Origin of the sequence: Flavobacterium sp. CAU 1735, from assembly GCF_039888695.1 — a bacterium.
In the GTDB taxonomy this organism is placed as follows: Bacteria; Bacteroidota; Bacteroidia; order Flavobacteriales; family Flavobacteriaceae; genus Flavobacterium.
In genome coordinates, this window is the sequence record NZ_JBDQQQ010000010.1 from 55,866 (window position 1) to 69,274 (window position 13,409).

Genomic DNA, 13,409 nt, shown 5'->3' on the forward strand with positions numbered 1-13,409 from the left:
CAGAAAACGATGCTAAAAACAACTTTTAAGAACAGTTTCGCAATGGTCACATTCCTATTGGCAACCCAGTTTGGTTTTGCTCAGGTGACTAAAAACGTAGGTGATTTTACAGCGGTAAAAGTATTCGATAAAATATCGGCCCAATTGATTCCGGGTTCCGAAAACAAAATTGAACTAAAAGGTGAAGGCGCCGAAAAAGTAGAAATTGTAAACAAAAACGGCGATTTAAAAATCCGTATGCCGTTGGATAAATTTCTGAAAGGCGAAGATATTACAGCCATCATTTTCTATAAAAATATCGAAAGTATTGAAGCCAGTGAAGGTGCTTATGTGTCCAGCGACGTCATGGTAAAAGGAGTCGACTTTACTGTAAATGCCAACAAAGGCGGACAGATAAAAGTTGGTTTGAATGTTAAAAAAGCAAGTGTCCGCGCGACTACCGGTGGTGTGGTAAAATTAAATGGTAAAGCCGAAAACCAAGATATTGTGATCAATTCCGGTGGTATTGTAAATGCCAAAACTTTCGAAACCTCTCAAACGACTGTAGCTGTTAATGCCGGTGGTGAAGCCGATGTTTTTGCAACCGATCTGGTAGATGCCAAAACAAGAGCGGGCGGAGACATTACCATTTATGGAAACCCTAAAAAAGTAAATCAGAAAACTTTTGCAGGCGGAAATATTGACGTAATCAAAAAATAATTCCGTTACAACTGAAACAAAATATATAAAATCCCGACTAGTGAGTAGTCGGGGTTTCTTTTATACAATAAACCCGTTTTCCGGTCGATTTGAGACAATCGTTTTAAACCTATCGGATTTTTTAAACTATATTTGTAATTTAACATTGTAGTAACAGTGTTTTTACGCTTATTCACCTTAAATACCTTTTCATGATAGACGATATTCTTACCGGAATTCCGTTAGGATTCTTTTTAAGTTTTATGATCGGCCCTGTCTTTTTTGTTCTCTTGGAAACCAGTATTACCAAAGGATTTCGCGCGGCCATGTCATTTGACGTTGGAGTAGTCTTAGGTGATATCGTTTTTATTGCTATTGCTTACTTTAGTAGTGTCCGACTGATTCAAAGTATTAAGGACGATCCCGCTTTATTTATTTTTGGCGGTATCCTGATGTTTACTTATGGAATGATCACTTTTTTTAAACTTCGAAGACAAAGCAAATCGGTCGAAGAAGACGAGGAAGTTGTTGAGTTGATCAAAAGAGATTACTTCAGCCTTTTTATCAAGGGATTCCTACTTAATTTTATCAATATCGGGGTTTTAGGATTCTGGTTGGCAATTATCATTACTTTCGGACCTAAACTGGATATGGTGCCTTCCCGTATGCTAACGTTTTTTAGTGCGGTGATTGGTTCCTATTTCATTACGGATATCGGAAAAATCTTATTAGCCAAACAACTTCGTAAAAAACTGACTCCTTCTAACATTCTGAAAGTTAAAAAATTAAGCAGTATTTTGTTAATTGTTTTTGGATTGGTATTGATGTTCCAGGGATGGTTTCCTAAAGAAAAGGAATTTGTAAAAAATACACTGGAAAAAATCGAAGAGAAAAAATAATAGTAAATTATAGTTATAAAAAAGAGCGGTTAATATAACCGCTCTTTTTGTTTCCTGAGGCATCGAGCGGATTCGAACCGCTGTGGACGGTTTTGCAGACCGCTGCCTAGCCTCTCGGCCACGATGCCAGTATTGTAGGGCGCAAACTTACTAAAATATTTTGAAATTCAAATTCAAATTCGACATTTTATTGTACTTATTTTATAATGCGCTCGTTTTCAACAGGCTGTTAACTACGGTATTCTTCCATTTGAACCGTAACCGCTTCCACATCGCCGCCAATTGGTGGGTTTAGCTTGGAGACCGCTACCGTAATTCTCGATACTGAAGGAATTTCCTTAAAAATCCGAACCAGAATACGCTTCGCTACATGTTCCAATAATTTCGAACGGATCGCCATTTCTTCCCGAACAATCCGGTTTAAATGTACATAATCGACCGTATCGACCAATTCATCTGTTTCCGACGGCTTCCGTAAATCTGTTTTTACTTCCAAATCCACACTGTAATCCGATCCGATTTTACTTTCTTCTTCCAAACATCCGTGAAACGAAAAGGTACGGATGTTTTTTAACTTAATGATTCCCATTTTTAAACGTATTCAATAATAGATTAGTCCTTCGACGGATAAAAGTACGAATTTTTAAAGCCATTTTGATAATAACCCCTTAAAGTTATACCGACATAAACAACATTTTTGGTAAATTTGCCTTTCTAATTTTATTTTATGTCAACAAAAGAAAAATCATTAAATTTTATCGAACAAATCATTGAGGAAGATTTAAAAAATGGTTTATCTCAAGATAAATTGCGATTCCGTTTTCCACCGGAACCTAATGGCTATTTACACATTGGCCATGCGAGTTCCATATGTCTTAATTTTGGATTAGGATTGGATTATCAGGCGCCGGTTAACCTGCGTTTTGATGATACCAACCCGGCAAAAGAGGAGCAGGAATACGTAGATGCAATCAAAAAAGACGTACAATGGTTAGGATACCAATGGGCAGAAGAATGTTATGCTTCCGACTATTTTCAACAATTGTATGACTGGACCGTAGCGCTGATCAAAAAAGGAAAAGCCTATGTCGACAGTCAGACTTCGGAAGAAATGGCCAAACAAAAAGGAACGCCTACACAAGCGGGTGTTGATAGTCCGTACCGAAACCGTTCGGTAGAAGAAAACCTGGATTTATTCGAACGAATGAAAAACGGTGAATTCGAAGAAGGTACGCATATTTTAAGAGCCAAAATCGATATGGCTTCTACCAACATGCTAATGCGTGATCCGATCATGTACCGTATTTTACACAAACACCACCACAGAACCGGTGAAAAATGGTGTATTTATCCAATGTACGACTGGGCACATGGCGAAAGCGATTACCTGGAGCAGATTTCACATTCGTTCTGTACGCTGGAGTTTTTACCGCACCGTGAATTGTACGACTGGTTTTTAGATCAGATTATTGATACCGGCAAAGTACGTCCGAAACAACGTGAATTTGCACGTAGAAATCTTTCGCATACTGTTGTTAGTAAGCGTAAATTATTACAACTGGTTCAGGAAGGGCATGTTACCGGATGGGACGATCCGAGAATGTCGACCATTTCCGGAATGCGCAGAAGAGGTTATACACCAACTGCCATCCGTAATTTTGCCGATACGATTGGTATTGCCAAACGCGATAACCTGATTGACGTTTCCTTACTGGAATTCTGCGTTCGTGAAGATCTAAACAAAACGGCACCACGTGTAATGGCCGTATTGGATCCGGTTAAACTGATCCTTACCAATTATCCGGAAGGAAAAGAGGAGTGGTTGGATGCCGAAAACAATCAGGAAGAAGAAATAATGACCTATAGAAAAGTACCTTTTTCAAAAGAATTATATATTGAAAGAGAAGACTTTTTAGAAGAAGCTAACAGTAAATTTTTCCGTTTGACCCTTGGAAAAGAAGTGCGTTTAAAAAATGCCTATATCATTAAAGGGGAAAGCGTGGTTAAAGATGCTGATGGAAATATTACCGAAATCCATGCTACATATGATGAAGACAGTAGAAGTGGAAGTGGTTCGGAAGCAAGTCAGCGTAAAGTAAAAGGTACCATTCACTGGGTATCGGTTGCACATGCTGTTCCGGCTGAGATCCGAATCTACGACCGTTTGTTTTCACATGAAAATCCGGATGGTAATAAAGATATTAATTTCAAGGAGTTTTTAAATCCTAATTCATTGGAAATCATTACCGGATACCTGGAGCCTAGCCTGAAAACGGCTGTCGATGGTGACCGATTCCAGTTCCAACGTTTGGGATATTTCTGTGTAGATCGCGACACTACTGCTGATAAGCTGGTTTTTAACAAAACCGTTGGCCTTCGCGATACATGGGCAAAAGTAGAAAGTAAAGAATAAAGTTATGTTAGATCATTTTTTTGGAGAACAGGCCGTAGCCAATGTATATTTATATTCGGCTCCGTTGCATATCCTAATCATCTTATTTGAAATGTTTTACAGCTATTCGCATAAAAAGCATTTCTATAATACCAAAGATACGCTTACCAATATTTATATGGCATGTCTAAACTATGGTTTGGACATTATCATGAAAGCCTTTGCTATTGGGGTTATGTTCTACTTTTACGAACACCGCATTTTCGATCTGGAATACAGCAGTGTTTGGTATTGGATTGGTGTTTTCCTTTTACAGGATTTCGCCTATTATGTACATCATTATGTGGATCATCACTCCAGAATGTTCTGGGCTGTACACGTAACGCACCATAATTCCGGTTATTTTAATATTACCACAGGGTTTAGATCACCGGTTTTACAGCCTTTATACCGCTATTTGTTCTTTTCACCGATAGCATTTTTAGGTTTTAATCCGTGGCATATCATGGCCGCTTATGCGATTATTCAGATCTACGGAACCTGGGTACATACCAAAACCGTGAAAAGTATGGGTATTTTAGAATGGATTCTGGTAACACCATCCCATCACAGAGTACACCATGCTTCGAACGCTCGTTACCTGGATCGTAATATGGGAATGGGATTAATTATCTGGGATCGTATGTTTGGAACTTTTGAAAAAGAAGATCCGAATTATGAGGAAGTCCGTTTCGGACTTACTTCCGAAATAGAAGATAAAGGACCTCTTAATATTGTATTCCACGAATGGAAAGATATCTGGAGAGATGCTTCCCAACCGGGGCTAAAATTTTCCGATCGTCTAAAATATATTTTTTATCCACCGGGATGGTCACATACCGGAGATTTTAAAACGTCTGCTAAACTTCGGGCTGAAGAAAAAGCAAATAGACAAAAATGATAAAAGGCTTCTAAAAAGAAGCCTTTTTCTATTATATATTATATCAATTAAAATAAAAATAATTATTATTAAAATCTATTAAAACTGACTTCATAAAACGCTTTTAAATCAATTATCTTTTTCAGGTAAATAGATTTTACATCTTTAAAAAAATACACTTTAAAATAGCTTTTAATCACATTATTTTAAAAAACAAGTTTTTATTAACGACTTATTAACGTATTTATGAATATTAAATTCGTAAGTTTATAATTATTAATTTTTAAAAAGTGAGATTATGTCTAATAACACAGGTAACACATTATTGGCACTTTTAGCCGGAGCAGCTATCGGTGCCGGTGTCGGAATTTTATTTGCTCCCGATAAAGGATCTAAAACCCGAAAAAAAATTAAAGATGGTTTCGATCATGAAAGAGATCACTTACGAGACAAGTTTAACGAGGCAACCCATAACCTCAAAAATAAATTCAGCAGAGCCAAAATGGATTTGGAAAGTGAATTTGATCATCTAGTATCCAACGTTGATAATAAGACCGAAGATATTATCGCAACATTAGAAAAAAAACTGGACGATCTTAAAAAACAACACGCTAAAGCAACAAAATAAAGTAGGCTATGGCTTTTGAAAAATTAAAAGAAAATACCGAACAAATCCAGGATAATGCCAAAGCATTATTCGACTCCAACGTGGCCTACTATAAACTTTGGTTTTTTAGAGTAGCCATGAAATCGACTACGATGATACTTAAAATTTTTCTTTTGAGTATTTTCCTGATGTTGATGGTACTTTTCTTGTCTATAGCCGGTGCCTTTGCTTTAGGTAATATGTTGGGTAGTTATGCACTCGGTTTTTTAATTGTGGGTGTCATTTATCTGATCCTTTGTATCGTGGTTTACTATATCAAAGATAAAATCGTGGAAGGCCCGATACTGGAAAAATTCTCCGAATTCTTTTTTAATGATTAATTATGGAAAGAAAAAAATATTCGTCATATGATGAAATCAACCGTGAACTGGAAATCTTAAAAGTACAGAAAGAACTGGATTACAGACGTTTGGTCTATGCAGTCGAAAAAACACGGGATGACCTTACACCAGGAGTATTTACTTCCGGAGTGGTTCGTTCCATAGGTTCATTTTTTACGAAATCGGGAACACTTCAAAATCTTTTAATCGGTTTTATTTTTAACCGGTTATTCAAATAAAAAAGCGGCTAATGCCGCTTTTTTTGTTTTATTTATTCCGTTTCCGGAAATGCTGTGGTATCGTTATGATCCGATTTGTGGGAGTGGGAATCATCCGATTTCTTCTTTCCCTGTGCTTTCTTCATCGCTTCACCAACCTGATTCGAAGCCGTAAAAGAAGCTACCATGTTGTTTAACATATCACTTCCGGCTTGTGGTGAATTCGGTAATAAAATAAGGTTCGAATTCGTATCCGATCCGATCGCTTGTAAGGTATCATAATGTTGGGTTACAACGATTAATGCTGAAGCTTCCTGCGAGTTGATTCCTACTTTATTTAATACATCCACACTTTCTACCAATCCGCGGGCAATTTCACGACGCTGATCGGCAATACCCTGACCTTGTAAACGCTTACTTTCGGCTTCGGCTTTCGCTTTGGCTACAATACGGATTCTACTGGCTTCCGCTTCATATTCTGCAGCTGTTTTTTCACGATCGGCAGCATTAATACGGTTCATCGCATTTTTAACCTGAATATCCGGATCAATATCCGTAATCAACGTATTGATAATATCGTATCCATAAGTTGTCATCGCTTCATTTAACTCGCGTTTTACAGCAATTGCAACGTCATCTTTTCTTTCAAAAACATCATCCAGTTTTAATTTTGGTACCTCGGCACGTACCACGTCAAATACATACGACGTAATCTGATCGTGTGGGTATTCCAGTTTATAAAACGCATCATATACTTTATCCTGAATCACTTTAAACTGAACGGAAACTTTCATTTTAACGAATACGTTATCTTTTGTTTTCGTTTCAATGATCACATCCAACTGTTGGATTCTTAAATTCACTTTACCGGCAATACGGTCGATAACCGGAATTTTTAATTGTAATCCGGAATGACGGATGCTGTTGAATCTTCCAAAACGTTCCACAATCGCGGATGTTTGCTGTTTAACCGTGAAAAACGAGGCTAAAAAGAGAAATACGAGAATAACAATAATAACGTAACTAAACATAAAATGTAGTTTTAATGGTTTATTCGGTTAAGATACGAAATTCTATAAAAAAACCTCCTATAAAGGAGGTTTGGTCGTTATAAAGTACTAATCGCTTTCTGTATTCGCTGTACGGTTTCTTCTTTTCCGATCATTTCGACGATATCGAACAAATGTGGGCCTTTTAAAGCACCTACAAGGCTCAAACGGAACGGTTGCATCACTTTGCCCATTCCAATCTCATTTTTGGTCATCCAGTCCTTTACAATCGTTTCAACGTTTACCGAAGTAAAATCACCAATGTTTTCAACAACTGAAATCAATTCCTGCATGATCGAACCGGTGTCTTCTTTCCAGTTTTTAGCGGCTTTTTCATCGTAGGCAGCTGGCGCTACAAAAAAGAAATCCGATAAATCGTATAAGTCGGTTACAAAAGTAGCACGCTCTTTTACCAGTCCTACTACTTTTTCAACATAAGCGATGTCTTTGTTAATTCCTTTTTCTTTTAAAATACCATCAAATGGCAGAGCAAGAGAAGCATCGGATTGTTGTACCAGATAATGGTGGTTGAACCATTTGTTTTTTTCCGGATCGAATTTCGCACCGGCTTTGTGTACACGTCCTAAATCAAACTTCGCAACCAATTCTTCCAATGTGAATAACTCCTGATCGGTTCCGTCGTTCCATCCTAATAAAGCCAGGAAGTTGACAACGGCGCCCGGGAAAAATCCTTTTTCGCGGTATCCCGACGATTTTTCTCCCGAAACCGGATCGTTCCAATCCAATGGAAATACCGGAAACCCTAATTTATCTCCGTCACGTTTGGAAAGTTTTCCATTTCCAACCGGTTTTAAAATCAAGGGTAAGTGTGCAAATTTTGGAGCTTCCCATCCGAAAGCTTTGTATAACAATTCGTGTAAGGGTAGGGAAGGCAACCATTCTTCACCACGAATCACGTGTGACGTTTCCATTAAATGGTCGTCTACAATATTCGCCAGGTGATAGGTTGGCATTCCGTCACTTTTAAACAATACTTTATCGTCTAATAAATTGGTATCAAATTTAATATCGCCACGGATAATGTCATTCAGGTGTAAAGTTTCTCCAACCGGTGTTTTAAAACGGATCACATATTCTTCGCCATTGTTAATACGCTCCGCAACTTGTTCGGCCGAATTGGTAAGTGAATTATCCAATTGCTCGCGAACTGTATGGTTGTAGATAAAGGTTTTTCCTTCCTGTTCGGCTGTTTTACGCAGGTTATCCAGACTTTCGGCTGTATCAAAAGCATAATACGCCCAACCACTGTTAATAAGTTGGTCGGCATATCCCTTATAAAGTTCTTTACGTTCACTCTGACGGTACGGTCCGAATTTTTCGTTTTTACCAATTGTTTCATCCGGTGCAATACCTAACCATTCCAAAGCTTCCATAATATATGCTTCCGCTCCGGGTACAAAACGGTTCTGATCGGTATCTTCTATCCGAAGGTAAAACGTACCACCGTGTTTTTTAGCAAATAAATAATTAAATAAAGCGGTTCTAACGCCTCCTATATGTAAAGGTCCTGTAGGACTAGGTGCAAATCGCACACGAACTGGCTTTGACATTTTTTAAAAATTTTACGCAAAGATACAATTATGCTTTTTTCCTTCGAATTATTTTATCCGATACTGTTTATAAATAGGTTCATTTACTGTTTATCCTATGTGAAAAGTATTTTTCGCAATCATTCCCGATAAAAATACCTTTGCTTTATCAAATTGGTAACGTTCTTCAAAATACACTATAGTATATAAGGTAATTAACAAATTGGCATTGCTGATTATTCAATATAAAACCCTGTAAATCAGTAAACTTTATATCATTTTAACATTAAAAATGAGCTATGTTAATACAAATTTACATAGTATTGATTTTCAGTTAATTATAAGTTAACATAGATTGTTTATAACTTTAGATAGAAATTTATAAAAGATTTTTGGTTGTATCCTAAAATTTACTAATCCAAAACCCAAATGAAATAACCAAATCTATTTTTTAAAATTTGTTTTGAAATTATTAATAGATAGTCAACAGTTATTAACAGAAATTAACAAGTAAACTTATTAATAAAAATAAGTATAAACGGTTTATCCACCATTGTTAATAACGTTTTGAAAAGACTTCATTTCTAAAGCTTTATCGATAAACAACACTGTTAATAAAACCGGATAAAATTGTATAACTCCAAAATAAGAAGAAAAATTTAAAAGTTATTGCCACTATTAACAAGCTATAATAACAAACAAATTTTTTAAAATTTTTAAAAGATCTTTTTTTATTATTTTAATGTTTGTTGACAACTTCTTTGAATTAATTCATTTCTCTTGTTTCTTCCTTCTTTATTCTTTCCTCTCCAAACGTTGTTTCTTCTGTAAAATAGTTAATTCCTGTTTCGATTAAAATTGTAATTTTATCGGTTATAAACAAATTTTGATAATTTGGAAACGAAAGAACTGATATTTCAAAAGCTTGAAGACTTTATAAAAAAGTTTTATACGAACGAATTGCTAAAAGGAATTATTCTTTTTACCGGTTTTGGTTTGCTGTATTTTATGGTCACGTTGCTCGTGGAACATTTTTTATGGCTTTCACCAAAGGGTAGAACAGTCTTGTTCTGGCTATTCATTTTGGTAGAACTTTTCTTTTTGCTACGGTTTATTTTGTTTCCGTTGTTTAAACTTTTCAAATTACAAAAGGGTATCGATTACAAACAGGCGTCACTAATTATCGGTAATCACTTTTCGGAAGTAAATGATAAACTGACTAATTTTTTACAGTTGTATGGACAAAGTGATCAATCGGAATTACTATTGGCTTCGATCGAACAAAAAGCAATATCGTTAAAACCGGTTCCGTTTGGGAATGCGATTAACTTTAAAAAGAATACCAAGTATCTTCCATATGCTATAATCCCGTTGTTGGTTTTATTATTTTTTATGGTTTCCGGAAATTCAAATCTGATTACCGAAAGTTTGGATCGGGTAGTGCATTACAAAAAAGAATATACGCCACCGGCTCCATTTAGTTTTCAGATTATCAATAAAAATTTAACTGCAGAGCAAGGTCAGGATTTTTTACTACAGGTCAAGACCAATGGAAATGTGATTCCCGAAAATGCCATGATTGCCATTGGTAATGAAAATTATTATTTAGAAACGGTACGACCGGGAGTATTTCAATATCAGTTTGAAAAGATTACAAAGAATACTGATTTTAAACTGTTGGCCAACGAAGTCGTTTCGAATACCTATCAGGTAAATGTCGTGGCGGTTCCAACCATTGCTAATTTTGAAATGGTATTGAACTTTCCTTCCTATCTCGGGAAAAAACCGGAATTGATTCAAGGTAGTGGTAATGCCATCGTACCGGAAGGAACATCAATTACCTGGAAAGTTAATGCGTTGGCAACGAGTAAAGTAGTTTGGAAAGATGCTACGGTTAATGATGCGTTTAAACGCAATGAAAATCAATTTAGTTTATCCAAAAGAATACTTCAAAATACAGAATATCAAATACTTACTTCAAATGAAAAGGTAACGGATCACGAAAAATTACAGTACCAGATTACGACAGTTAAAGATCAGTTTCCGACTATTTCGGTACAATTGGCTCCGGATTCGTTAAAGTTGAAAAAGAATATGGTGATTGGTCAGGTTTCTGACGATTATGGATTGACAAAATTACACGTGGTGTATTATCCGAAAGAAAAACCAAATCAGGTTTCTCGTGGAACCATTCCGGTAAAACGTGAAACATTTGATCAGTTTGTATATACGTTTCCAAATGGTTTAACGATTCAACCCGGTGTGGAATACGATTATTATTTTGAAATTTTTGATAATGATGCCATTCATAATTTTAAAAGTTCCAAGTCTTCTGTTTTTTCACATCGTGAATTAACGGCCGAAGAAAAAGAGGATAAGATTTTACAGGAACAAAATAGTAATATCAACAGTCTTGAAAAGTCAATTAAAAATCAGGATAAGCAATTATCCGAACTGGATAAATTACAGAAATTAGGAAAAGAAAAAACAAACCTGGATTTTAAAGATCAGAAAAAAGTGCAGGATTTCATTAACCGTCAGAAACAACAGGACGAGATGATGAAAGAGTTTTCTAAGAAAATGCAAGACAATCTGGAGCAATTTAATCCGGAAAAAAAGGATGAGTTCAAAGACGAATTGATGCGCCGATTGGAAAAGAATGAAAAGGAAATTGAAAAAAATGAAAAGCTTTTAAAAGAACTTGATGAATTAACCAACAAGTTAAAAGAGGAAGAACTTTTTGAAAAGATTGATAAGTTAAAACAAAATACAAAGGATCAGTCAAAAAATCTGGAGCAGCTGGTTGAACTTACGAAACGTTTTTATGTTGAAAAAAAGGCGGAACAGTTAGCGGACAAACTGGATAAGTTAAGTGAAAAACAAGACAAACTTTCCGATAGTAACGACAACAATAAAAAGGATCAGGATAAGATTAACGAAGATTTTAATAAACTTCAGGAAGATCTTCGCGACCTTGAAAAACAAAATCAGGATTTAAAAGCACCAATGGATATTCCTTCAAACAAAGAAGAGGAGAAAGGAATCAAAGAAGATATGAAAAATGCTTCGGACGAATTGCAAAAGCAAAATCAGTCAAAAGCAAAACCGAAGCAAAAATCGGCTTCTCAGAAAATGAAAAAGATGGCGCAGCAAATGCAGTCGTCTATGGAATCTGGTGAAATGGACCAGCTGGAAGAAGACACTAAAATGTTACGTCAGATTCTGGATAATCTATTAGCCTTTTCGTTTTCTCAGGAAAGTTTGATGAAGAGTTTTAAATCGTCTGGTGATCGAAGTCTTGGTTTTAATAAGATGTTGAAAAAGCAACAGGATTTAAAATTACAGTTCAAACATGTCGATGATAGTCTTTTTGCCATGTCACTGCGTAATCCTAAAATCACCGAAATGATCACGAGTGAAGTAGGGAACGTACATTACAACATCGATAAATCGCTAACCAATTTTACAGATAATAACATCGGTCGTGGTGTGTCGCATCAACAGTATACGATTACGTCTTCGAATAAATTAGCTGATTTTCTAAGTGATGTGATGAACCAAATGCAGATGGAAATGCAAATGCAATCGTCCGGTCAGGGAAAAGGAAAACCGAAACCGGGTAGTAAAGGAAGTGGTATGCAATTACCGGACATCATCAAAAAGCAGGAAGGGCTGAGTGAAAAGATGAAAGAGGGAATGAAAAAAGGAAAAGGTGAAAAGCCTGGTGATGGAAAACCGAACAAAGGCGGTAAAGAGGGAAAAGAAGGATCGGATGGAAAAGACGGGAATGATGGAGAAGGCGTTGCGGGTGAAATTTTAGAAATTTATAAAGAGCAACAGCGACTTCGTGAAGCATTACAAAAGGCTTTGGAAAAAGAAGGAATGGGAGGAAATGGTCAGAATGCACTGAACCAGATGAAGGATATTGAGAAGCAACTATTAAACAAAGGTTTTAAAAACGAAACCTTACAACGGATGTTAAACCTGAAGCATGAACTATTAAAATTGGATAATGCAATCCAGCAACAGGGGGAAGAAAACAAGAGACAGTCGCAAACCAATAAAAAAGAATTTAATGGTTCTGGTAATCAATTACCTGCTGCTTTAAAAGAATATTTGAATAGTGTTGAAATTTTAAACCGACAAAGCTTACCTTTGCGCCCAAATTTTAACCAGAAGGTTCAAAACTATTTTAAGAAAGATGATTAGTTTTAATTACGAAACAGATTTCTCTTTAGAAAATGAGACAGCTTATGAAGAATGGATTACTGCTGTAATCGAATCGGAAAACAAGCACGAAGGAGAGATCAATTATATATTTTGTGACGACGAGTATTTGCATAAAATCAATGTAGAATACCTCGATCATGACACGCTTACTGATATTATTAGCTTCGATTACACTGTAGGAAACGAATTACATGGGGATATATTTGTTTCTGTGGAACGTGTACGGGATAATGCGGCTGATTTTAATGTTTCTTTTGAAGAAGAAATGAAAAGAGTGATGATTCACGGTATATTACATTACTGTGGCTATAAAGATAAATCAGAAAAAGACGAGCTATTGATGCGTGCTAAGGAAGATGAAAAAGTTGCTATGTTCCACGTGGAACATTAAACATCTTAATTCTTTTATAAAGTTTTTATTTGGTTTTCTACTTCTACGTAGCTTTGTAGAAAATATTTTTTAAAATTAATTGAAACAGTAAAATGT

At 36.0% G+C, this 13,409-nt stretch carries 12 protein-coding genes and 1 tRNA gene; 9 read left to right on the top strand and 4 right to left on the bottom strand.

What is annotated here, in order from left to right; all coding sequences use genetic code 11:
• The first annotated feature begins 9 nt into the window (after positions 1-9).
• Positions 10-699, top strand: a complete 690-nt coding sequence (locus AAFN64_RS17090) for a head GIN domain-containing protein (protein ID WP_300488755.1) — start codon at positions 10-12, stop codon at positions 697-699.
• Between the two features lie 191 nt (positions 700-890).
• The gene (locus tag AAFN64_RS17095) at positions 891-1,577 is read left to right on the top strand and encodes a LysE family transporter (RefSeq protein WP_300488753.1); all 687 of its coding nucleotides are present in this window, start codon (positions 891-893) and stop codon (positions 1,575-1,577) included.
• 57 nt (positions 1,578-1,634) lie between these two features.
• On the opposite strand, the gene AAFN64_RS17100 is transcribed toward AAFN64_RS17095, so the two are convergent.
• Positions 1,635-1,705 (bottom strand) — tRNA-Cys (locus tag AAFN64_RS17100).
• Between the two features lie 101 nt (positions 1,706-1,806).
• Entirely contained in the window at positions 1,807-2,166 is a 360-nt protein-coding gene (folB, locus tag AAFN64_RS17105; RefSeq protein WP_136404342.1) for a dihydroneopterin aldolase, read from the bottom strand.
• A gap of 138 nt (positions 2,167-2,304) precedes the next feature.
• Between folB and AAFN64_RS17110 the strand changes: the two genes are divergently transcribed.
• From AAFN64_RS17110 to AAFN64_RS17130, 5 genes are all read left to right on the top strand, one after another.
• Complete coding sequence (locus AAFN64_RS17110) at positions 2,305-3,990, top strand: glutamine--tRNA ligase/YqeY domain fusion protein (protein WP_347761405.1); 1,686 nt, start codon at positions 2,305-2,307, stop codon at positions 3,988-3,990.
• A 4-nt stretch (positions 3,991-3,994) separates the two neighbouring features.
• A complete protein-coding gene (locus tag AAFN64_RS17115; protein ID WP_300488745.1) occupies positions 3,995-4,909 on the top strand; it encodes a sterol desaturase family protein in 915 nt (304 codons plus the stop codon).
• Positions 4,910-5,186: 277 nt separating this feature from the next.
• Positions 5,187-5,516 (top strand): YtxH domain-containing protein, encoded by a 330-nt coding sequence (locus AAFN64_RS17120; protein WP_300488743.1) that lies wholly within the window; start codon positions 5,187-5,189, stop codon positions 5,514-5,516.
• A gap of 8 nt (positions 5,517-5,524) precedes the next feature.
• On the top strand, positions 5,525-5,875 hold the full coding sequence (locus AAFN64_RS17125; protein ID WP_300488740.1) for a phage holin family protein: 351 nt from the start codon (positions 5,525-5,527) through the stop codon (positions 5,873-5,875).
• Positions 5,876-5,877: 2 nt separating this feature from the next.
• A complete protein-coding gene (locus AAFN64_RS17130) occupies positions 5,878-6,114 on the top strand; it encodes a DUF6327 family protein (protein ID WP_347761406.1) in 237 nt (78 codons plus the stop codon).
• A gap of 32 nt (positions 6,115-6,146) precedes the next feature.
• Here AAFN64_RS17130 and AAFN64_RS17135 read toward each other — a convergent pair whose 3' ends face one another.
• Both AAFN64_RS17135 and gltX read right to left on the bottom strand, forming a co-directional pair.
• The gene (locus tag AAFN64_RS17135; RefSeq protein ID WP_300488734.1) at positions 6,147-7,124 is read right to left on the bottom strand and encodes an SPFH domain-containing protein; all 978 of its coding nucleotides are present in this window, start codon (positions 7,122-7,124) and stop codon (positions 6,147-6,149) included.
• A 77-nt stretch (positions 7,125-7,201) separates the two neighbouring features.
• Positions 7,202-8,713, bottom strand: coding sequence for a glutamate--tRNA ligase (gene gltX, locus AAFN64_RS17140; RefSeq protein ID WP_347761407.1), 1,512 nt, complete (start codon positions 8,711-8,713; stop codon positions 7,202-7,204).
• A gap of 873 nt (positions 8,714-9,586) precedes the next feature.
• Here gltX and AAFN64_RS17145 point away from each other — a divergent pair.
• Positions 9,587-12,901 carry a DUF4175 family protein gene (locus tag AAFN64_RS17145; protein WP_347761408.1) on the top strand — a complete coding sequence of 1,105 codons (3,315 nt, stop codon included), beginning with the start codon at positions 9,587-9,589 and terminating at the stop codon, positions 12,899-12,901.
• The gene (ybeY, locus tag AAFN64_RS17150) at positions 12,894-13,313 is read left to right on the top strand and encodes an rRNA maturation RNase YbeY (RefSeq protein ID WP_347761409.1); all 420 of its coding nucleotides are present in this window, start codon (positions 12,894-12,896) and stop codon (positions 13,311-13,313) included. Before AAFN64_RS17145 ends, ybeY begins: the two co-directional genes overlap by 8 nt.
• The last annotated feature ends 96 nt before the right edge of the window (positions 13,314-13,409 follow it).

Coding starts and splice junctions, on each gene's coding strand:
- AAFN64_RS17090 (WP_300488755.1), top strand. CDS start 10: ATGCTAAAAACAACTTTTAAGAACAGTTTCGCAATGGTCACATTCCTA.
- AAFN64_RS17095 (WP_300488753.1), top strand. CDS start 891: ATGATAGACGATATTCTTACCGGAATTCCGTTAGGATTCTTTTTAAGT.
- folB (WP_136404342.1), bottom strand. CDS start 2,166: ATGGGAATCATTAAGTTAAAAAACATCCGTACCTTTTCGTTTCACGGA.
- AAFN64_RS17110 (WP_347761405.1), top strand. CDS start 2,305: ATGTCAACAAAAGAAAAATCATTAAATTTTATCGAACAAATCATTGAG.
- AAFN64_RS17115 (WP_300488745.1), top strand. CDS start 3,995: ATGTTAGATCATTTTTTTGGAGAACAGGCCGTAGCCAATGTATATTTA.
- AAFN64_RS17120 (WP_300488743.1), top strand. CDS start 5,187: ATGTCTAATAACACAGGTAACACATTATTGGCACTTTTAGCCGGAGCA.
- AAFN64_RS17125 (WP_300488740.1), top strand. CDS start 5,525: ATGGCTTTTGAAAAATTAAAAGAAAATACCGAACAAATCCAGGATAAT.
- AAFN64_RS17130 (WP_347761406.1), top strand. CDS start 5,878: ATGGAAAGAAAAAAATATTCGTCATATGATGAAATCAACCGTGAACTG.
- AAFN64_RS17135 (WP_300488734.1), bottom strand. CDS start 7,124: ATGTTTAGTTACGTTATTATTGTTATTCTCGTATTTCTCTTTTTAGCC.
- gltX (WP_347761407.1), bottom strand. CDS start 8,713: ATGTCAAAGCCAGTTCGTGTGCGATTTGCACCTAGTCCTACAGGACCT.
- ybeY (WP_347761409.1), top strand. CDS start 12,894: ATGATTAGTTTTAATTACGAAACAGATTTCTCTTTAGAAAATGAGACA.